The 19,564-nt window shown below is 49.2% G+C and carries 21 protein-coding genes; 11 read left to right on the forward strand and 10 right to left on the reverse strand.

From position 1 onward, the window contains the following. Positions 1 to 188: 188 nt before the first annotated feature. Together EL645_RS35260 and EL645_RS39775 are read left to right on the forward strand one after the other, a co-directional pair. Positions 189 to 1,331: a sensor histidine kinase gene (locus EL645_RS35260; RefSeq protein WP_161977951.1), complete on the forward strand. Its 1,143-nt coding sequence runs from the start codon at positions 189 to 191 to the stop codon at positions 1,329 to 1,331. 8 nt (positions 1,332 to 1,339) lie between these two features. Continuing rightward, complete coding sequence (locus tag EL645_RS39775) at positions 1,340 to 1,501, forward strand: hypothetical protein (RefSeq protein ID WP_161977952.1); 162 nt, start codon at positions 1,340 to 1,342, stop codon at positions 1,499 to 1,501. A 345-nt stretch (positions 1,502 to 1,846) separates the two neighbouring features. Here EL645_RS39775 and EL645_RS35265 read toward each other — a convergent pair whose 3' ends face one another. Together EL645_RS35265 and EL645_RS35270 are read right to left on the reverse strand one after the other, a co-directional pair. Further along, on the reverse strand, positions 1,847 to 2,329 hold the full coding sequence (locus EL645_RS35265; protein WP_126557098.1) for an NUDIX hydrolase: 483 nt from the start codon (positions 2,327 to 2,329) through the stop codon (positions 1,847 to 1,849). A 35-nt stretch (positions 2,330 to 2,364) separates the two neighbouring features. After that, positions 2,365 to 3,120, reverse strand: coding sequence for an HAD family hydrolase (locus EL645_RS35270; RefSeq protein ID WP_161977953.1), 756 nt, complete (start codon positions 3,118 to 3,120; stop codon positions 2,365 to 2,367). 509 nt (positions 3,121 to 3,629) lie between these two features. Here EL645_RS35270 and EL645_RS35275 point away from each other — a divergent pair. Both EL645_RS35275 and EL645_RS35280 read left to right on the forward strand, forming a co-directional pair. Continuing rightward, positions 3,630 to 4,544: a PP2C family protein-serine/threonine phosphatase gene (locus EL645_RS35275; protein WP_126557100.1), complete on the forward strand. Its 915-nt coding sequence runs from the start codon at positions 3,630 to 3,632 to the stop codon at positions 4,542 to 4,544. A 142-nt stretch (positions 4,545 to 4,686) separates the two neighbouring features. Next, complete coding sequence (locus EL645_RS35280; protein ID WP_126557101.1) at positions 4,687 to 5,757, forward strand: phosphotransferase enzyme family protein; 1,071 nt, start codon at positions 4,687 to 4,689, stop codon at positions 5,755 to 5,757. Between the two features lie 51 nt (positions 5,758 to 5,808). Here EL645_RS35280 and EL645_RS35285 read toward each other — a convergent pair whose 3' ends face one another. Beyond that, positions 5,809 to 6,714: a transketolase family protein gene (locus EL645_RS35285; RefSeq protein WP_126557102.1), complete on the reverse strand. Its 906-nt coding sequence runs from the start codon at positions 6,712 to 6,714 to the stop codon at positions 5,809 to 5,811. 3 nt (positions 6,715 to 6,717) lie between these two features. Beyond that, positions 6,718 to 7,398 (reverse strand): thiamine pyrophosphate-binding protein, encoded by a 681-nt coding sequence (locus EL645_RS35290; protein WP_126557103.1) that lies wholly within the window; start codon positions 7,396 to 7,398, stop codon positions 6,718 to 6,720. A gap of 179 nt (positions 7,399 to 7,577) precedes the next feature. On the opposite strand from EL645_RS35290, the gene EL645_RS35295 reads away from it, so the two are divergent. The 6 genes from EL645_RS35295 to EL645_RS35315 all read left to right on the forward strand — a co-directional run bounded on the left by EL645_RS35295 (position 7,578) and on the right by EL645_RS35315 (position 12,265). Beyond that, positions 7,578 to 8,084, forward strand: coding sequence for a HEAT repeat domain-containing protein (locus tag EL645_RS35295; protein WP_126557104.1), 507 nt, complete (start codon positions 7,578 to 7,580; stop codon positions 8,082 to 8,084). 357 nt (positions 8,085 to 8,441) lie between these two features. Beyond that, positions 8,442 to 9,491: an ArsR/SmtB family transcription factor gene (locus tag EL645_RS35300; protein WP_126557105.1), complete on the forward strand. Its 1,050-nt coding sequence runs from the start codon at positions 8,442 to 8,444 to the stop codon at positions 9,489 to 9,491. Between the two features lie 81 nt (positions 9,492 to 9,572). After that, complete coding sequence (locus EL645_RS35305) at positions 9,573 to 10,388, forward strand: ABC transporter permease (protein ID WP_126557106.1); 816 nt, start codon at positions 9,573 to 9,575, stop codon at positions 10,386 to 10,388. Next, the gene (locus tag EL645_RS41815; RefSeq protein WP_218032201.1) at positions 10,388 to 10,999 is read left to right on the forward strand and encodes an ABC transporter ATP-binding protein; all 612 of its coding nucleotides are present in this window, start codon (positions 10,388 to 10,390) and stop codon (positions 10,997 to 10,999) included. The genes EL645_RS35305 and EL645_RS41815 overlap by 1 nt, the downstream gene beginning before the upstream one ends. After that, on the forward strand, positions 10,996 to 11,400 hold the full coding sequence (locus EL645_RS41820) for an ATP-binding cassette domain-containing protein (protein ID WP_218032202.1): 405 nt from the start codon (positions 10,996 to 10,998) through the stop codon (positions 11,398 to 11,400). Before EL645_RS41815 ends, EL645_RS41820 begins: the two co-directional genes overlap by 4 nt. Then, on the forward strand, positions 11,390 to 12,265 hold the full coding sequence (locus tag EL645_RS35315; protein ID WP_218032203.1) for an ABC transporter permease: 876 nt from the start codon (positions 11,390 to 11,392) through the stop codon (positions 12,263 to 12,265). Before EL645_RS41820 ends, EL645_RS35315 begins: the two co-directional genes overlap by 11 nt. 178 nt (positions 12,266 to 12,443) lie before the next feature. Here the strand turns inward: EL645_RS35315 and EL645_RS35320 are convergent, their stop codons facing one another. Next, positions 12,444 to 13,328: a GAF domain-containing protein gene (locus EL645_RS35320; RefSeq protein WP_126557107.1), complete on the reverse strand. Its 885-nt coding sequence runs from the start codon at positions 13,326 to 13,328 to the stop codon at positions 12,444 to 12,446. 366 nt (positions 13,329 to 13,694) lie between these two features. On the opposite strand from EL645_RS35320, the gene EL645_RS35325 reads away from it, so the two are divergent. Beyond that, on the forward strand, positions 13,695 to 14,531 hold the full coding sequence (locus tag EL645_RS35325; RefSeq protein ID WP_126557108.1) for an SDR family oxidoreductase: 837 nt from the start codon (positions 13,695 to 13,697) through the stop codon (positions 14,529 to 14,531). A 71-nt stretch (positions 14,532 to 14,602) separates the two neighbouring features. Here the strand turns inward: EL645_RS35325 and EL645_RS35330 are convergent, their stop codons facing one another. From EL645_RS35330 to EL645_RS35350, 5 genes are all read right to left on the reverse strand, one after another. Beyond that, positions 14,603 to 15,097 (reverse strand): GNAT family N-acetyltransferase, encoded by a 495-nt coding sequence (locus tag EL645_RS35330; RefSeq protein WP_126557109.1) that lies wholly within the window; start codon positions 15,095 to 15,097, stop codon positions 14,603 to 14,605. Positions 15,098 to 15,235: 138 nt separating this feature from the next. Continuing rightward, the gene (locus tag EL645_RS35335) at positions 15,236 to 16,303 is read right to left on the reverse strand and encodes an ABC transporter ATP-binding protein (RefSeq protein WP_126557110.1); all 1,068 of its coding nucleotides are present in this window, start codon (positions 16,301 to 16,303) and stop codon (positions 15,236 to 15,238) included. Continuing rightward, on the reverse strand, positions 16,303 to 17,457 hold the full coding sequence (locus EL645_RS35340) for an ABC transporter ATP-binding protein (protein ID WP_126557111.1): 1,155 nt from the start codon (positions 17,455 to 17,457) through the stop codon (positions 16,303 to 16,305). The genes EL645_RS35335 and EL645_RS35340 overlap by 1 nt, the downstream gene beginning before the upstream one ends. A 120-nt stretch (positions 17,458 to 17,577) precedes the next feature. Continuing rightward, positions 17,578 to 18,513 (reverse strand): ABC transporter permease, encoded by a 936-nt coding sequence (locus EL645_RS35345; RefSeq protein ID WP_126557112.1) that lies wholly within the window; start codon positions 18,511 to 18,513, stop codon positions 17,578 to 17,580. Between the two features lie 6 nt (positions 18,514 to 18,519). Beyond that, positions 18,520 to 19,506, reverse strand: a complete 987-nt coding sequence (locus EL645_RS35350) for an ABC transporter permease (protein ID WP_126557113.1) — start codon at positions 19,504 to 19,506, stop codon at positions 18,520 to 18,522. Between the last annotated feature and the right edge of the window lie 58 nt (positions 19,507 to 19,564).

A 19,564-nucleotide genomic window follows, 5' to 3' on the forward strand; every position in this document is an offset into this window, starting at 1 on the left:
GCGCCGCAGGCGCCAAAAGGCCCTCGCGGCAGCGCAAAAGGGGTTGTAATGCTATGGGTTGTATGATATATAAAAAGAATAAATTAAGAGCTTGAAAAGAATGGGCGTGGGCACCCACCTCTTACCTAAGATGTGACGCACTCACAACGACACGGGTCAACTTTTCTGCGTGAATGGGAGCAACAAGCTTGCAATCTTTGTTTACTCTGCCTTTTTTTTTACGTCACTCACCGCTTCGTGTACGTATGGCTATCTTTCTAAGTTGTTGCATTGCCATTTTTATTGTGATTTCATTTGTTCTATTTGATGCCTCCGATACCAGGATCGTGACTATCTGTGCTATTCCTGTTGCGGTCGCGTCTTGCATGTTTCGCATACGGGTTGCCTTCCTCTGTGCGTTGATCATCCTCCTGATCACCGCAGGCCTCTTGACCATGCAACTGCACACCTTTCTCTGGCCCGCTCGTATTATTGAAGGTTTTCTATTTGGAGCGCTGGTCCTTGGGGTGGAACTGATCTGTTTCAGTTTCCTGGCTTCCTCAGTGAATTTGTCTGAAGCGGCAAAAAGACAATCCCTGCGTGCCGAGCAACAATTGAGTTTGGCATATGAGCAGCAACAGCAGCTAGAAGAATTGCGCGATCAGTTTCTGATGAATGTCAGCCATGAATTACGGACCCCGCTTACCGAGGTGAAGGGTTACATCAATCTGTTATTGGAATATGGTAATAAGATTGATGAGGAGACGCAGAGCTCGTTTTTGCAGAGTGCCTCTTATGGCTGTGATGAGCTTGAGTTAATCATTGGTAATGTACTGGATATGTCGCGTATTGGCAAAGACCTGAAGCCGTTACGGATGCAGGAGTTGCTCCTGGCTGTGACGCTGCATGAAATATGTGAACATGTCTATCTACAGGATCACACGCTACACCTGGATATTCCAGCTGATCTGACCGTGATGGCGGATCGGCAGCAGTTGCGCCAGGTGTTACGTAATCTGATTTCAAACGCTTGTAAGTATTCTCCTGCTCACACTTCGGTTGTTGTAAGCGCCGGTGCCTGGGAAGATGATATGGTTCGCCTCTGTGTGCAGGATGCCGGGGCTGGTATTGTGGCTGCTGATGTTCCCCAGCTCTTCCAGAAATTTTCGCGCCTGAAGCGAGATATCGCCAGTTCAGTGCGTGGTACCGGCCTGGGACTGTATATCAGCAAGCAATTTGTTGAGGGCATGGGGGGACGTATCTGGGTGGTGAGTGAGGGCGTTCCAGGGAAAGGGAGTTGTTTCTGTTTTACGCTGCGCCAGGGTGCAGCTACCAGGGTAGATGGAGTATGAAGTAGACTATGCCACAAAATCATTATGAGCTCGTAGCTTTGATTCCGGCCCCTCCCACGGCTGTGTATGCTGTGCTGGCCGATTATCGCCATGGGCATGCGCAGATTGTGCCGAAGCAGTATATACGTCAATTAGCGGTCGAGTCGGTGGTCAGGGAGCAGGGACCGTAATCAGTTATCGGGTACATGCCTATGGGATCGAACGTGGCGCTCGCGCCATTATTAGTGAGCCTGAGCCGGGCAGGGTACTGGTTGAACGTGAAACCACATCGTCCCTCGTTACAACCTTTGCTGTGACCCCTGCCATGAATGGTGAGCAAGCGCATGTTCAGATCGCTGCTCATTGGGAGCCTGCGCCAACATTGTGGGGCAAGCTGCAGCAAGCCTTCTATCCGAACGTGCTGAAAAATGTGTTCACTCAAGAGCTTAATGCCCTGGCTAAAGTGGTTGCTAAAGCTCGGCATTCTGGTGCGAGATCCTGAATCCAGTTTAGCGCCAGCGATAGGATAGGGTTACTCAGGAGCGTACAAAGCTCCAACTGAGCATCTCGCCATGGGAAAATGGCATCACACCATGGAATGGTCGTGGATCTTCATCAAAAACCATCGGCAAAAATTGATGGTCGCTAGGCCACAGCGGTAGCGTTGGAATCGCTGTGCGTTCCACCCACTCCAGTGTCCCCTCATCATTGCCTGCATGAGCCTCCCCGTGCCAGCCATCAATAATAAAGATAAAGCCAAACCAGTCCTGCCCCTGTTTGCCAAAGCCGGGCCAGGAGATAGTGCCGCGCAATAGCATATGATCGACGATGAGTCCTGATTCTTCCTCGATCTCGCGCTTCATGCAGGACATAATATCTTCATTTGCATTCAATTTTCCGCCCAGGCCATTATATTTGCCATAGTGGAGATCATCGGGGCGCTTATTGCGATGGATCATCAAAACATGTGATCCATCTGGCGACAAGATATACCCTAGCGTTGCTACAATTGAGGCCATAGTATCTTTAAACTCCAGTCTTTCTTATAACGATTTTATCCCTGTTTATTCTTTCCATTCATCTCAGCATCGCCAGGATGTAAGCCTAGCAGGGGGAGTAGATCAGCGAAGGTACGAACGGTCAGATCAGCAACTTCGGGTGAGATCTGTTCCGGCCACTGGCGCGGGGCATGGTGAATCCAGACCGTTTTCATGCCTACCTGGTGGGCGCCCCAGATATCAAACTCGGGGTTGTCACCCACAAACAGAATCTCGCTGGTTGGTTTTTGCAGACATTGGGCGGCCGCCAGAAAGATCGAGGGATCAGGTTTCTGGGCTCCAAATTCTTTGGAGACAAAAATGCAGTCTGTGAATGCATCGATACCTAAGGTCTGGATCTTGCGTTTCTGCTGCTGCGCTTCGCCGTTGGTGACGATACCAAAGGGAATTTGTTGCGCCTGTAATTTCTGCAGCAGGTACAAAATCTCATCTTCCAACACGATATGTCCAATCACATCGCGTTGATATTCAGCAATGAGTTGCTCATGTGACCCACTTACCTGTGGATAATTGCGTTGGACACGCGTAAAGTACTCATCGCGTGGTGTATAACCGTGATTATCGATTTCAACCAGGTAATCGACCATCCCCTCTAATTCAGCTTTTTGAGCCGGATCGTGATACCGTTGTGCAAACTCTCTGGCCCAACCATAAAATGCCTTGCTTCGATGATGAAGGGTATCGTCTAGATCGAATAAAAGTGCGCTTGTCTGGAGGGGAAGTAAAGTTTTCTTAGTCTGTAAATCTGACACGTTTCTCTTCTCCATTACCATGGAAGGCTGTTCTGTCATCTATGGGCATAGTACTTATGCCCAACAATAATCTTCATCATAACACAATATTTGCCCTCCCATAAATCACTTTTGGCGCCTGCGGCGCCGGGTTGAGAGTATGGAGTATGTGTAGTGGGCGGCCGCCCACTACACATACTCCATACAGGAAAGAATTGGCATCGTGTCGCTTGCTGGTGATCTCTCTGTTTGCAGGAGGGAGGAGGCTGCGGCCGCCCACCACCCACACTCCACACATGAAAGAATGGACATCGTATCGCTTGCTCGTCATCTCCCTGCGATCTCTGGTCGAACAGTAAAAAGCCCTGATACCCTAACGCTTTTTTTCTTTTGGCTTCTCGAGGTGACAAAAGAAAAAAGCTTCAGGATATGTTAAAATAGTTCAAAATGATCCTTGCTTTGGTTGCTGCAGAACTCATATTTTATTCTGTATATGCTGGATAGTATTCTCGAAGAAAGAGGGCTTGTCTATGACCGTTTCAGTTAGAGTTTCTTCGGAGTCTGGTGCTACCCATCCATCACTAACATTTGTTCGCTATACTGTGCCACATGAAGGGCATGCCTATTATAATGATGATACCATCTTATTAGATCGACAACGTGGGTTAGCCGCGGTCTTTGATGGGGTTGGTTCAAGTGCCGGTCAGGTGGCTTCACGCCTGGCGGCACGTATCATGCGACGCTCCTGGAAGAAAGCTCACGCCGAAGCGCGCATCATCCCTTTTTCGACTCCTCTAAATCTGGAAGATACATTGCTGCATATGTTTAATGCCGCTCATGAACAGATTATTCTAGAAGGAGAGCGGCGTGCTGAGAGCATGCAAGAATATGCCAGCTATCCCGCAACTACCGCCGCCTTAACCCTCTTTTCCTATAATGAAGATAGCAGTACTTACCATATGTTTTATGCCCACGTTGGAGACAGCCGTATTTATCTCTGGCGCCCAGATCAGGATTTTCAGCGTTTGACGGATGATGATGGATATCTCTCTTTAAAAATATTGGATGGCTCAATTACTCCTGAGGATGCTTTGCGCATTGATCAGGCTAGCAATGTCAGTGAATTAAATCGTCTTGAGAAAAGTTATTTTGATAAACGTAATGGCATTACCCAGGCGTTGGGACACGATAAGGAGCTGGCTGTGCATATTGGACATATAGATATTCAGCCCGGCGATCGAGTCCTGCTGTGTTCAGATGGTATCCACGATAACCTGACCGATCAGACATTAGCTCACTTGCTGCAAACAGAGAAACGCACCGCCGTAGCGAGAAAAATCGTGCAACAGGCGATTGCCAGTTCGCGCCAGACCGTTTCGGAAAATATGCGTGCGAAAAGTGATGATATGAGCGCAGTGGTCATCACCTGTGCCTCCGCCTCCTGAAACGCGTGCTATACTACTTATATATGCGTATAGACATCGACTATTTGATCGATGTCTATGTTTATGTTTTCGTGTATACTCTTCATGTGTCTATTATAAAGGCACAACTTTTTGCTACCTGATGTAGTGTGGGGAGAATAGATTGGATACTTCGAGCTACAATAGTCAAATTCGGCAGTTACGCATTCTGGCAGAGGCGGCACTGACGCAATACGATATTGGAAGTGCTCGCCTGACGATGTTATCTCATGGGAAGCATGCAGTGTTTCGGGTGACCACATATTCCAGGCCAGGTCAACAGGCAGTTGAATCGGCTACGCGCGCAGAAGATGGACGTTTTGCTTTACATCTATGTCAGAAAGATGGTTTTGATCGGGCGCTATGGAACTCTGAATTGCAGTGGTTGGCTGCTTTAAAGCGTGATACAGATTTACTGGTGCCTGAACCTGTGGCCACGCGCGATGGTGCGTTGATGCAGGAGGTGCAGATTGAGGATATTGATCAGGAATGTATCTGTTTGCTCTTGCGCTGGCTGCCTGGCCGTTCTGTAGATTGGGGCCTTTCTCCTACTTTGTTCGAGCGTGTCGGCATCTTCCTGGCCCGTCTACATCAATATGCTAAGCAATTTATACCCCCCGAGGGTTTTGTGCGTCCTCGCTGGGACTGGCAGCAAGTATTCGGGGATGAGACGGTGCTGGACCCCGATTTCGCGGCAACGCGTTGTGATGGTCTGATTGGTGGCCGTGAGTATCGTATTTTTTCTGAGGTCGCTGAACGGGCGCGGGATGAGTTTGCAGTTATCCCTACCAGTCCTGAATACTATGGCTTGATCCATGGGAATTTTCGGCAGGACTGCTATCTCTTTTATAAGGGAGAGGTAGGCGCGATCGGCTTTCATAAATGTGGTTGGAATTATTATCTGGCCGATCTTTCGATTACGCTGGAGGGTGTCGCTGGACGCAACGATGAAGAGGCCCTGGAACAGGCTTTATTGCGCGGCTATGAACGGGTGCGCGCTCTTCCAGATCACTATGAAGAGTGGTTGCGCATCTTTAAAGCTACACGCCTGTTAGAGCATATCAACTCTCTCTTCCGCTCTAACGATCTGGCCTTACGTGCGAGCGCTCCTTCTCAACTGACCCTGGCGCTTGAATGGTTGGGGGTATTTGTGCATTCATCCTTTGCCGGTCGTTCATTCCCTGGTAAGGCATGAGGCTGACCAATCTAGCCAGCCTGTATACCTGTGGTCTAGAACTGACTGTGGTTAAGCGTTGGGGTTAATAAAATTGAGGATCTTACGCCGTATCTCTTCTGGCGTCAGTCCATTGGCGATATCGTGTTGTTCAATGCTGCCATAGTGTATAGGAATGGCGTAGGGAACACCGATCGCTTCCAGACGAATAGGCATGTGCTTGAGGGTTGCGCTAATGTCTGCGGCCAATCCTCCCGCGTAGTAGGTCTCAACCAGGATGATATTTTCCAGTGCATATCTACGCAGTGTCTCACCATCAAATGGCGCCACCGTTGTGCAATAGAGTACGGTGACATCTAGCTCGTTGACTGCTGGCAAGACCTGCCTGAGCGCTGGCCCTACCGCTATGATGGTCGCTGTACTACCCTCCTGGACGACCGTTAGCTTGCCAAATTCTACTGGCTGATCTGCCGGGTTTTCTTGCTCACTGAGCCGATAATAAGTGGGCGAGCCATTGGCATAGGCTGTGCGGAAGAGCTGATCAAACTCAGTGGCGGTTCCTGGCACCACAATCTGCATGCCAGGCAGGCTGCGCAATATCTGAACATCTTCGGCCCCATGGTGGGTCATGCCTTCGGTGCTATAGTCATAAGAGGCTCCGATACTGATAAAGTTGCCCTGCAGGCGCTGATAGCAAAAGTCGGTTTTAATTTGTTCGAAAGGTCGCTCAACCAGGAATGGCGCAATGGAATGCAGGACAGGGATAAAGCCTTCCAGGGCGACACCAGCGCCTGTGCCAACCAGGGTTTGTTCTAGGATGCCTAGATTATGGACACGCCGGGGATATTGTTGTTGAAGCCTCCCAAAGGCATCAACGCTGATATCTGCCAGCAGTATCATCAGGCGTGGATCTTTTTCGATCAGCTCAGTGAGGGTGTATTGCATTTGCGTACGCATGTTGCGTGTGGTGGTGGTCATAGCTCAGGCTCCTTTGCGCTCGGCAATTTCCGCGATGATGGCGGTTGGTCGTGAAGTAGCAGGTTGTGTTAGGGCAGCGTAAATTTGCTCATGGTCGCGACCATTGATGGTCGTGGCGTCCCAACCAAAGGTCGCAAACTTATCTTCCAGATCCCCAAGGTCCAGAGAACTGGAGCGATTATTAATCACAATACAGGTAAGCTGACCGAGCTGTTTTTGAGCGGCCAGTAACACAGCTTCCCAGATACTGCCCTCGTTGCATTCGCCATCTCCCACCAGGGCGAAGACGCGCCGGTCGCTATTCTTCGCTTGCAAGGCCAGGGACACACCGATCGCCATCGGTAAGCCATGTCCCAGTGATCCGGTGGATACCTCGATGCCGGGCACCTGGTGGCGATCAGGATGGGCGCCTAATATACCTTCCCAGCTTTTGAAGCGTGCCAGCTCTGAAGTTGGAAAGAAGCCCCTGGCTGCCAGGATTGCATAGAGTGCGACCGGACCATGACCTTTGCTTAAAATAAAGCGATCTCGTTCTTCACTGCGAGGCTGTTGCGGATCATAGCGCATAACGCGATCATAAAGTACCCAGAGTATATCTAGTGTCGAGTGCGCGCTGGCATTATGTTTCTCGTCACCAGTGGCCAGCGTCATCAATTTTTTGATAGCGGTCAAATCTGTTGTCATAGCTTTTGCATCCTTATATCTGATACTTTGAAGATGCATATAGTATAAGGCCTTTGCGCTTAGACACGCATTGTCTCAACGTTCAGCTTAGACCTGTACCTTAGTACAATGCTTGCCTGTTAATAATACCTGGTCACGCCCAGTGCTAAAATAGATGATGGAGAGGAGAATGCGAGGATATGGATAATACAGATTCTGAGGAGAGGGAAGCACTACTTACTGGCTTGATTGACCAGCTACAGCACCAGCAGCGTGCTCAACGCCTGGCGGCGGCGGACCAATTGGGTCAATTAGGAGATCAGCGGGCGATTGCCCCTTTAGCAGACCTGTTCGAGGACGCCGATCCCGCGCTACGGCTTCAGGCTGTGCTGGCCCTGCGCCAGATTGGCGGCCCTCAGGTAGTGAATGCTCTGGCCAGCGCGCTTACCAATACACTGCCCCAGGTGCGCCGGGCTGCCATTGTCGTCCTGGGCAAAATTGGGACCGAACGATGTGTCACACTGTTGCTGGCTGTCCTGCAGGATGTCGATGAGCGTGTCCGCAATTCTGCTGTGCTGACCCTGGGTGAAACAGGTGCTACCCAGGCTCTGCCCGCTTTATTGCAGCTACAAGCTCATGGTCAGCCGGTTGTGGATGCGACCTACCTGGCTCATGCCATACAGCGTCTCCAGCCACAACCTCATTAGTGTATATTTCAGAGATTTTTCATGTTCGTCCAGAGATCACGAGCAAGTGATACGAGGCCCATTCTTTCCTACGTAGTGTATGTGTGATGGGCACCGCAGCCGCCTGTCACCTGCAAACAGGGAGATCACGAGCAAGTGATACGAGGCCCATTCTTTCCTGTGTGGAGTATGTGTGGTGGGCGGCCGCCCATCACACATACTCCACACTCCCAACCCGGCGCCGCAGGCGCCAAAGAGGAAAAGTAAAAAGCCCTGTGTATATTTGTGGATCTATTGACAGCAATATCAATGATCAAGTATATTTTATATGTGAGTTGCTAATTAGCTAATTAGCTAATTGGAGCAGCAAGAGGAAATATGTCACCGATTAACGTTAATGAAGAACCTTTACGGCGTCGTATTCAAATTGTTCTATCACCAGTGGCTGAAATGTTTAATAGCCTGCACGTATTAGCTGAGCCTGAGCATCACCTTTCTAATCAGGCCTGGAGCGCCGAGATGATGGAGAAAATGGACCCTGAACTCAAGCGTGATATTGCTTATTTTGGACAATATTTCGAGCAGTGGTTAACTATTGCTGACTTGATGAGCCTGGTCCAGGAACCCGCACTCTCTCTGGAGGCATTTCTGGCTTTTCTATCCACCCTTAATCCAGCTGACGTGGTTAAGGTTGCACTTTATGGTCTGGTAGATGAGGTGACAGCGGCGGATCATCCACCACTTATTCCACAGAATGAGGTTGTGCAGGCCGTTCATAAGCAGGCTATGCAAGCCCCGGGTGAGTTTGTGGCTCGGCTCTCGCGAACGCTACGTCGCTACTGGGAGGATATATTTGGTGCCGAATGGGAACGTCGTTATCCTTTATTAGACCAATATCGTGCCCAGTACGCTATGCGCCTGGATACGACTGACCCTCCTCAATGGCTTACCACACTACACAGCCGGATTAGCTATAATCGCGAATTGGAGCGGCTGACCTTTCATAAAAGTCAGGATCTCCATTTCACGCTGGCCGATCTGGACCGTATTCTTTGTTTTCCGTCGAGTTTTACCGCTCCACACTTGATGGTTGGATTTACGCAAAAAGAGCTGTTTATTTATATCAATGTACCATTGACGATGGAACGCCCTGAGCGCGTGCCTGCTGAATTATTGGGGGTCGCCAAAGCCCTGGCTGATGAGACGCGTCTGCGAATTTTCAAGCTGGTATTACGCCGTCCCCATTATACGCAGGAGATAGCGGCCTTGATCAAGTTGGCTGAGCCAACCGTCTCCAAGCATCTCAAGGTGTTAAAGTCAGCCCACCTGGTTCATAGTTATAAAGAAGGTTCTTTTGTACTTTATGCTGGTTCACTGGATGCGATCGACCGCCTGCCCGCTGTTATGCGCGATTTTATTCGCTCATAATGGTCTTTGTTCTGGCATTACAGAATAATCAATGCTGGTGGGGTAGAGGACTCCAGAGACCCGAACTGCAAGGAGGTAGTAATGGTCTATTTCTGGCGCTCAAGTTATGCCACCTTTGTGCGTAACTGGACGGTTGTCTTTCATGCGTATCCCTGGAGTTTCTTTATCAGCGGCGTCTTTAGCGGTATCTGTAGTGCCCTGCTGGCCTTCTTCGCCTATCATCTACTGGCTGACAATCACATTGGGCAAGATTTTACGCGCTACACCGGTACCGCTGATTATATGAGTTATCTTATCCTTGGAGCAAGCATCCTATCTTTTTCCATCCGTATCCTGCTGGGTATTAGTCGGAGTTTGATTACCGAGCGCCGGGAAGGGACGCTGGAGAGTCTGCTGCTAGCTCCATCTCCACGTCTGTACTACTTTACTGGTATTACAGGGCAATGGATTGTGAATTGTGTTTTAGAAACGGCCTTCTTGATGTTGCTGGTCTGGCCGCTGGGACTCAATATGAGTCACTGTAATCTTGTGACGTTAGTGGTCGCTTTTCCTGTGGCGGTGCTGGCGCTTTTTGGGGTGTCTGTGCTACTAGGGGCCTGTATGCTGGCCACTGGCGATACATACGTATTACAAAACACGCTTTTTGCTGCACTGACACTCCTCTGTGGCTTTGTTTTTCCGATTGCTTATCTGCCTCAACCTCTACAATGGGTCGCGCAGGCATTGCCTGTGACTGGAGCGGTTCAACTATTACGTGAAGCACTACTCAATGGCTTTACATTGACCGCTGTTGTCCCTGATCTGTTGCGTACTGTTGCTCTAGGACTTGGTTATGCATTGCTTGGAATGTTGCTTATGCGTTGGGCTGAGCGTCGTGCTTTAGAAGGAGCTTACTAATGACACAAGGAATTGTTGCTACTCAATTGACGAAGATTTATCGCTCACGTAAAAAACAACAATGGTGGCGCTCAGTGGCAGAAGAAAAGGTGGCTGTGCGCGATCTAAATTTCCAAATACCAGCGGGGCAGGTGACAGGATTACTTGGCTTAAATGGAGCGGGCAAAACTACAACCATCAAGATGCTGAGTACTTTGTTAGCTCCTACTGCCGGAAAGATCGAGATCGATGGCCTGGACATCGATCAACACCTGACGACTGTACGGCGGCGCGTTAATATGATTGCGGGTGGTGAGCGCATGGTGTACTGGCGTTTGACCGGTCGCGAAAATCTCTGGTATTTCGCCCAGTTATATGATGTAGAGCCGCGTGGACTGAAGCAAAGTATTGATGAGCTCTTACAGATGGTAGGCCTGACGGATGCAGCTGATACCGTAGTTGAGCGCTATTCAAAAGGCATGAAGCAGCGCCTGCAGATTGCCCGTGGCTTGATCAATGATCCCAGCTATCTATTCCTGGATGAGCCGACGATTGGCCTCGATGCCCCATTGCTCGTGATCTGCGTCAAATGGTGCGCACAACAGCCCGGGATGGAAAGGGAGTTTTATTGACCTCGCATTATCTGCAAGAGGTTGAAGAGCTTTGCAGCTATATCTACGTTATTAATCAGGGCCAGCTGGTTGCTGAGGGAAGTCCCGATGAGTTGAAGAAACTGACCCGGCAAGATCGTATTATACGGCTGCTTGTACCAGAATTATTGCCATCAGTTGACGAAGCATTACGTCATGTGGTTGTGCAGACTGGTGCCCGTTATGATAGCGAGCAACACGAGCAGGGTATTTTGCTCACAGTGCGACATCCCGAAGATATCAGTGGACAGGTTACGTCAGCAGTTGTGGGGCAGGGGGGCTCGTTGCTGAAACTAGAAGTTGTGGAACCTAGCCTGGAGGATGCTATGCTGACCCTATCTAGTAGCCTGGAGCCGAGCGGGGAGGTTGCTCATGTCGGTTAAATTGATGAGGGAGGAGCAAGCAGCAAGTTCGCTGGCTATACATGGGCGGCGTTTATGGCGTGTTGTGGTAGCGGAAATGTTGAAACAGCACCGTGCTCTGTTTGGTAGTAAGATGATCTACTTTTCGATGCTTGTCTGGCCTGCTTTTGAACTAGCTACAGCCTATTACACCTTTCTACCATTTGTTCATGCTCCAGGCTTACGCAGCCATTGGCCAATCGCGGTGGATGCGCGCAGCATCATCCTTTTCTTCGTGACTGGTATGTTAGGCTATACCTTTTTCTGGTCACTGGTCCAATCTTCCTGGCAATTTTCCTGGGAACGCTATAACGGTACGTTAGAGATGTTGTTTTTAACGCCAGCTAATCGGCTGGTTCTCTTGCTGGCCAATGGGACGGCGGCCTTGCTTCAGAGCATCTGGCTCTTTTTTACCTTCAGCATAGCGTTGATAACAATTATTGGTGGAATGCAGCTGGCATATCCGGCCATGCTAGGCGTGGCCTTCCTGGCCTTGCTCATTCCAGCTATGGCCTGGGCCGTCTTCCTCAATAGCTGCTGTATCTTTGCGCGTGATGGTAGCTTCTTTTACACGATCCTGGAACCCACAATGGCCTTCTTATCAGGCGTGCGCATTCCACTGTTCGCTTATCCCTTCTGGTTACGGATCATGAGTTTTGTCTTGCCGTTAACCACCAGCTTGAGTGTACTGCGTGCTGTGATGCTGGAGCGAGCCACCCTGGTAGCGCTCTGGCCGCAACTGCTGTTTCTTATAGCTTTTTCTCTGGCTCTATTTGTGGCCGCGCACTGGCTTCTCAAACGTGGAGAAGCACATGCGCGTCACACTGGTAGCCTGACTCTCTTTTAATCACTTCGGTGGCCAGAATGGACCGTTATATCTGTGCATGGCCTGGCTTGCATGGCGTGCGCATCATCACAGATATTTTGGACAGCTATATCCAATAGTTCCTGTTCAATAGCAGGCCACAAGCGCCGCTCCGCTTCTGGCCGGGTCAGGGGATGGGAATAGCTACTGCTCTCAATTATTAATCGGGTTGCTCGGGCATTAAATTGATCCAGGATCGCCTCCTGTACATCCGAGGGGGCATAATGCCCAGCGCCACCTGGTCAAAGTCATAGAAATCGGCAGCTTCAAACGAGAGCATGAAGAGATCCGCATAATTGTGGATCAAGCTCATGTGGGTCTCACTGAAATGCTGTGGTTTAGGACTGATCAGTGTCAGACAACCCGCGACCTGATTGGCACGGATGAGTGGATAGGCGACGACACTTTCAGCCAGCTTGTCATAGTGGATAGGATACCAGAGATTTTTTATATTCTGCTTGTGGATGACAAGTGGGCGTTTGACCTGTACCGCGTAACCAATCTGTGACTCCAGTCCAAAGAAGCGCACATTATTGTCGATCGCATGCCAGGGAGGATTGCCACGTCCATCAAGGATGCGCAAACTGCGTACTTTTTGGCCGGGGCAACTCGGCTGCGTACACTGATTGGCGAAGATTACCATCCCGTTTTGTTGCGCATCCAGGTGGGAGAGCATCTGTTGCAAGACTAAGGCGCGGATCGTGGTTGCGCGCAAGTTTGTTGTCAGTTGATTATAGGCCTCAAGTATTTTTGCATAAAAGACCGCAGGGATCTCTTGAGGCATTTCTTCGATGATTGCGACCTCGGTACGAAATTCAGGGAATTCTTCGGCGATCATTTCAATCAGGCGTTCGCGTTGATTGGGTAGTGCATCCAATAAGGCATAGAGATGTTTCAGCCTCGGATTGGATGTTCCGGCCGCCCAGCGTGTCAGGCTGATTTGATTGATCCCTAATGTACGCGCAATGCGCTGTCTTTCAGTCGGGTCTGCAATGACCGTTTCTAAAAATGTACGCCACCCTGGCGATTCATATGTTTTACTCAATTGCTACTCGTCTAACTAGCACTAGCAAGTGTGTAATGACTTGTTTGCTATATTACGCCAGAAAAGTAGCCTTCGTCAATAAGTCATGGTAAAATTTAAGGTTATCTATTTTTCTAATCAGGTTGATATTACGTAGATTGCTCTTATTATGTTTTTTGTTGTTCGCGCTCGGCTACTTTTCTATACATATAGACGTTGCGTAGTAGCAGAAAATGCGGATTAAAATCTGGTGTGTATTACTGTGCTACAATAATTTGTATATGGCTGATAGAGTAAAGACCTGGCTTGGTGCGGCAGTGTGGGTGGGTGTCTCTGGTCAGCTTATGAATTGTTTGTTGATTATAGTGAAGATATGAAAGAGCACATATGAGTTACGAGTCACAACTACAGTCCCTCTTTAATGTAAAAGGTCAGACTGCTGTTATTACTGGTGGAAGTGGTGGACTTGGAAGTGCGATGGCATTTGCATTGGCGCAAGCAGGTGTGAACGTGGCTATTTTGAGCCAGCATGAGGAGTCGGCACGTAAGGTTGCTGAGGAGATTCAGGCACAGGGTGGGAGCGCGTTAGGCCTGGCCTGTGATGTTGTTGAGCGTCCCGCTCTAGAGCAGGCTCTTGAACAGATCACTAGCGCGTTTGGTCCGGTAGATATTCTGGTTAATGGAGCGGGCGGCAACCAACCCGCGGCTACGACATCAGCAGATCTTTCATTTTTTAATCTGGATAACGAAGCCATTGATCGCGTCTTCGATCTCAATTTTGCTGGCACCGTGAAGTGTTGCCAGGTTTTTGGACGCGGCATGGCCGAGCGTAAGCAGGGCTGTATTATCAATATCTCCTCGATGAATTACCTGCGCCCATTGACGCGCATTCCGGCCTATAGCGCGGCCAAAGCTGCGGTCACAAACTTTACGCAGTGGTTGGCAGTACATATGGCCCAGGAATACAGCCCGGCGATTCGAGTGAATGCGATCGCCCCCGGCTTTTTCTTGACGCACCAGAATCGCTTTCTGCTAACTGACAAAGAGACCGGTGCATACACTCCCCGTGGTGAGTCTATTCTGGCCCACACGCCGATGCATCGCATGGGTGAGGCCGGAGACCTGGTTGGCACCCTGCTCTGGTTGGCCAGCCCGGCGGCAGCCTTTGTTACAGGTATTGTTGTACCTGTAGATGGGGGGTTCTCTGCTTTCAGTGGAGTCTAATCAACATTACTGAAGAAAATAAAGGGGGCTTGAGATGCCCCCTTCGGGGTAGTCTATCTCCCCATGTTGAACTAGAAGTTTTCTTTTGAGTTTAACACTTTACGAAATAATACTCTTGCGCCGCCACGCCCATCGTAGTTGGTTGTCACAGGTAAGCCATTGCGCTCAGCATCTCCAGGTTCGATCAAAAATCCCATGCGTTGATGAAAGGCAATCGAGCCAGTATTCTGGGGCGATGTCACGCTATGAACTTCCGAGCAGCCCCATTCACGCATCAACGTAAAAAAGCGTAGATAAAGAAGGCGTCCAATACCATGTCCGCGGTAACGTGGGTCAACCCCTACAAAATGGATATATGCCTGGTTTGGATAGGTTTGTGAGCGAAAACCTATCAGAAAGCCTATGCGTTCCCCATTATCTTCAATCAGAAAGCTACTTTTTTGAAAGTGAAGAAAAAAGAGCCTGGGAAGCATACTGGCCATTGGTCGATTATCCCACCATGCATCGACCACCTGAATAATCGGTACATAATCACTTGTCTCGATCGGACGAATAAGATAACCCATGTACTGCTTTTCCTCCTTGCTAAACTGTGCATAACCATTATACACCTTTTTAGGATCAACAGCCTGTTATATCTTATAAAGATTATATGAGTTTTTGTGAATTCAAGCTCAATTAACTGATCCTGAATGAAAACTATGCTATTTATCCTCAGTCCGATCGCTATATAAGAAGCAATTGGTCCAATGACCATCACCTAGATCGGTACGGCCAGGAAAACGTTCTTTACATATCGGCATGGCATGGGGACAGCGTGTATGAAAACGACATCCGCTGGGTGGATTTAGCAGGCTGGGTATCTCGCCACGTGCGGCAAGTTCAACCGGTGCTGGCGTTGCTTCGGTGTCAGGATTGCTACGGGCTGGATTAGGGGCAGCAGAAATAAGCAATTGTGTATAAGGATGTTTTGGCTGCTGGATGACCGCATCGCTGGGACCCCCTTCAACTAACTGTCCGGCATACATGACCAGGGTCTCTTCGGCAAAGTAGCGGGCGCTGGCGATATCATGGGTGATGAAGAGGAGCGCCAACCTTTCTTCGTCTTTGAGGCTGAGCAGCAAATTTAGAATGTCTAGCCGAATTGAAACATCCAGCATCGAAACTGGCTCATCGGCAAGCAATACCTCTGGCTGAACGGCCAGGGCGCGCGCGATCGCAATACGCTGCCGTTGTCCTCCACTGAGCTGATGAGGATATTTATCAATAAATTGCTCGGCAGGTTCCAGGTTCACACGCCGCAAAAGTGCAAGCAGCATCTCTTCCTCTTCAGCGCGTGTACGAATACGGCGATATACATGTAAAGGGCCTGCCAGATGATGACGGATGGTATGTACCGGATTTAGTGAAGAAAAAGGATCCTGAAAAATAAGTTGCACATGGCGGCGATACTCACGTAACACGCTTGCTCTACGTTTCTTTAGGTTAATGGCTTGCCCGCGAAAGCGTAGCTCGCCTTGTGTTGGATCATACATACGGGCCAGCAAACGCGCAATAGTTGATTTCCCACTACCACTCTCGCCGACTAATGCGGTCGCTTTACCAGGATAGAGGGCGAGCGAGACATCTTCTACCGCGTGCACAAAGGTTGGTTTACTAAACAGATTTGCCTGACGGCCCGAAAAATATTTGCGTATATTTGAAGCTTCTAAGATTGCTTCTGGCTGCTCTCTCTCATTTAGAAACGTTGCTGTTTGATCAACCCGTTGCATTATGATCTCCTTCTCTGTCTTTGTTTTTCTGTCAATGTCTCGTAGGCCTGCTCTATCTCCTTTATATCAGGCGCCTGTTCTCTATAAGCAGGATCATAGAGGTGACAGGCCACTGCCGCAGTCTCTTGCGTCTCTTTTTCTTCAGCCTGATAGGGGCGCAGAGCTGGAATATGCTGTGGGCAGGCTGTAAAGGCCAGTGGACAACGCGTTCTAAAGGCACAGCCAGATGGAATGTTGCGCAGATCAGGAGGTGACCCTGGAATACTATACATTTTGCGTTTGGGGCCAATCAGTGATGGAAATGCATTAAGTAGACCATAGCTATAAGGATGGCGTGGATGGCGATAGATGTCACGGCGCGAACCGGTCTCAACGATGCGACCTGCATACATAATTGATATGGAATCGGCGACTTCTAAGAGCAACGAAAGGTCGTGGGTGATAAAGATAACCGCAAAATTGAGCTGCGTGCGTAGATGGAGAATTTCAGTTAGAATTTCACGCTGTACCACTACATCCAGGGCTGTTGTGGGCTCATCAAGGATGATCAGTTCAGGGTTGAGCGCCAGGGCAATCGCGATAATCGCACGTTGGCGCATGCCTCCACTAAGCTCGTGTGGGTAGCTATATTGACGATCCGCTGAAATACCTACCAGATCCAATAGCTCATTTACACGCTGGCGCCGTGCGCGTTTATCCATTGCTGGACGATGGGTGTGCAATACATCGATGATCTGATCACCTATTGTCAGCACTGGATTTAAGGCATTCATGGCACTTTGAAAGACGACCGAAATCTCATTCCAGCGCAGTTGTTGTAGCTGTTTAGCAGAAGCGTGTAAAACATCCAGTGGCATTGTCGTCGACTGTTGCTGGTTTTTTTGTGGGGTCCCGGCTAACTCTGTGGCAGAACGAGAATAATAGAGTGCTTTCCCCTGAGTGATAATGGCAGGTGGACGCAATAAGCGTGCAATGGCATACGCCAGCGTTGACTTTCCGCTGCCACTCTCACCAGCCAGGCCTAGAATCTCTCCTCGTCGCAGCGTAAAACTTACGTCATTGACGGCATGCACGGTACCATTCTCTGCTTCATAGTCAACGCAAAGATGTTGTACATCCAGTAACTTTGTTGTATCACCAGTATCATGGGCCATTATGGTCTGCTTTCCTTTTCTTGTTCTGTAACTACTTCTAGCGATCCTGTTTGTGCTACATATTGTTGTGCCTTGCGCATGCTTCTCTTGCGCTGTTTACGCAGGCGTGGATCCGCAACCTCATCGATACCGATGTTGATAAAGGTCAATCCAGCCCCTAGTAGCGCGACACAAACCAAACCACCACCAGGCACCCTGGATAAGCGCCTGTCCATTCTGGGCCCAATAGAACATACTTCCCCAGCTGACGCTGCGGATATCTCCTAAGCCGAGAAACTCTAAGCCTGCGGCTGCCAGGACAACTGAAAGCATCGTACTGACAAAACCAGCAGCAATAATAGCGAGCATGTTTGGCAACATCTCTTCGAAGATAATCTTTGCGGTACTGATTCCGCTGGCCTGGGAGGCGCCGATAAAATCGCGTTGACGCATGGAGAGAGATTGTGCCCGAATAACGCGTGCATGGCCAGGCCAGCCTGTGAGCGCGATCACAATCGCGACCGTCAAGGGACCTTTATATGGAATATAAGCGGCCAGAAGTAGAGCGAGCGGAAAACCTGGTAAGACCAGGAATACGTTGGTAATAAACGTCAAAATATCGTCGATAAGGCCACCAAAGTAGCCTGAAGTTAGCCCAACTATAACATATATGAATGTCACAATGATACCTGCTACGAAGCCCCAGAAAACCGAGGAGCGCGTACCGATCATGAGCTGTGCAAAAACATCCTGGCCAGCCTGCGTTGTTCCTAACCAGTGATCAGGTGAAGGAGGTTGCAATATATCTGTTGTCAGTGTATTGGGATCATAGCGAGCAATTAATGGTCCAAAGATGGCCATAATAATAAATAGGCCGACAATGATGCAACCAGTCATCATCTTGGGATTAATGAGCAAGATGCGCCAGAAGCGTAGCAAAAGGTTAGGGCGCACCTGCCCGGGCTTTTTTCCTGGTTGATATCCATTCTGATCTTTATCAGGATCAGTCAAAACCATAAATTGTTCGTCGCCGTTGTCGGGCAGTGGGGTAGCATTAAAAGGAGGTGTTGATGACATAATGTATTATTTCCCCTCCATACGTACTCGTGGATCAAGCGCAGCATACATGAGATCGGCAAGCAGATTGGCGGCCAGGACGGCAAACGAAATAATTAAGAAAACTCCTTGCATCAATGCATAGTCTTTATCGCTGATCGCCTGGATGAAGGTAAAGCCAATTCCGGGATAGGAGAAGACGGTTTCGGTTAATAATTGACCTGAAACGATGAAGCCGAGCGAGAGCGCAAAACTGGTAATGCTGGGTAGGATAGCGTTGCGTGCTGCATAGCTTAACATAACTCGGCCTCGCCTCAGACCTTTGGCACGTGCCATCAGAATATAATCCTCTGACAATGTAGTAATCATCGCGTTGCGCATGGTCAGCATCCAACCAGCTAGCGAGGAAATGATGATTGTTAACGCCGGTAATATCGCGTGTGAAAGTACACTCAAGATAAAATCGAGATCCAGAGATGGCACCAGACCTTCATCATAACCACCATTCAATGGGAACCAGTTGAACGTAAAACCGAAAACATACAGGCAGACAAACGCGAGCCAGAAATAAGGGATGCCTGAGAGCATCATCATCATTGGCGAAATGATCGTATCGACCTTTGTGCCACGTTTCCAGGCGTTCAAAATGCCAAGCAGGGTTCCCAGGATAAAACTGATAAGCAGTGTAAGCAGTCCTAGTAGCAGTGTCCAGGGCATGCGTTGCGCAATAATAGCCGAGACCGCAGTCGGAAAATAGTTTGTTGAAACGCCCAGGTTTCCATGAAAGAGGTTACCAATATACTGAAAATACTGTAACCACAGAGGATCGTGCGAGATACCGAATTGAACTTCCAGGGCTTGAATCATTTCAGGACTCGGATTTTTATCACGAAATCGAGCCAGGATGGCCTGTGCAGGGTTTCCTGGTACCAATCGTGGCAGGAAAAAATTAATGGTCAATGAAACCCAAGCGGTGACGATATAGAAACTGATCCTTCGTAATAAGTAGCGCATCCGCTTGCTCCTTCAAAAAAGCTAACAAAAGATGATTAGCGCGGAACTAATGAAAAAG

This window comes from Dictyobacter kobayashii, from assembly GCF_003967555.1.
In the GTDB taxonomy this organism is placed as follows: Bacteria; Chloroflexota; Ktedonobacteria; order Ktedonobacterales; family Ktedonobacteraceae; genus Dictyobacter; species Dictyobacter kobayashii.

Coding starts and splice junctions, on each gene's coding strand:
- EL645_RS35350 (WP_126557113.1), bottom strand. CDS start 19,506: ATGCGCTACTTATTACGAAGGATCAGTTTCTATATCGTCACCGCTTGG.
- EL645_RS39775 (WP_161977952.1), top strand. CDS start 1,340: ATGCCACAAAATCATTATGAGCTCGTAGCTTTGATTCCGGCCCCTCCC.
- EL645_RS35345 (WP_126557112.1), bottom strand. CDS start 18,513: ATGTCATCAACACCTCCTTTTAATGCTACCCCACTGCCCGACAACGGC.
- EL645_RS35315 (WP_218032203.1), top strand. CDS start 11,390: ATGTCGGTTAAATTGATGAGGGAGGAGCAAGCAGCAAGTTCGCTGGCT.
- EL645_RS41815 (WP_218032201.1), top strand. CDS start 10,388: ATGACACAAGGAATTGTTGCTACTCAATTGACGAAGATTTATCGCTCA.
- EL645_RS35300 (WP_126557105.1), top strand. CDS start 8,442: ATGTCACCGATTAACGTTAATGAAGAACCTTTACGGCGTCGTATTCAA.
- EL645_RS35325 (WP_126557108.1), top strand. CDS start 13,695: ATGAGTTACGAGTCACAACTACAGTCCCTCTTTAATGTAAAAGGTCAG.
- EL645_RS35335 (WP_126557110.1), bottom strand. CDS start 16,303: ATGCAACGGGTTGATCAAACAGCAACGTTTCTAAATGAGAGAGAGCAG.
- EL645_RS35275 (WP_126557100.1), top strand. CDS start 3,630: ATGACCGTTTCAGTTAGAGTTTCTTCGGAGTCTGGTGCTACCCATCCA.
- EL645_RS35285 (WP_126557102.1), bottom strand. CDS start 6,714: ATGACCACCACCACACGCAACATGCGTACGCAAATGCAATACACCCTC.
- EL645_RS35295 (WP_126557104.1), top strand. CDS start 7,578: ATGGATAATACAGATTCTGAGGAGAGGGAAGCACTACTTACTGGCTTG.
- EL645_RS35330 (WP_126557109.1), bottom strand. CDS start 15,097: ATGGGTTATCTTATTCGTCCGATCGAGACAAGTGATTATGTACCGATT.
- EL645_RS35290 (WP_126557103.1), bottom strand. CDS start 7,398: ATGACAACAGATTTGACCGCTATCAAAAAATTGATGACGCTGGCCACT.
- EL645_RS35305 (WP_126557106.1), top strand. CDS start 9,573: ATGGTCTATTTCTGGCGCTCAAGTTATGCCACCTTTGTGCGTAACTGG.
- EL645_RS35265 (WP_126557098.1), bottom strand. CDS start 2,329: ATGGCCTCAATTGTAGCAACGCTAGGGTATATCTTGTCGCCAGATGGA.
- EL645_RS35340 (WP_126557111.1), bottom strand. CDS start 17,457: ATGGCCCATGATACTGGTGATACAACAAAGTTACTGGATGTACAACAT.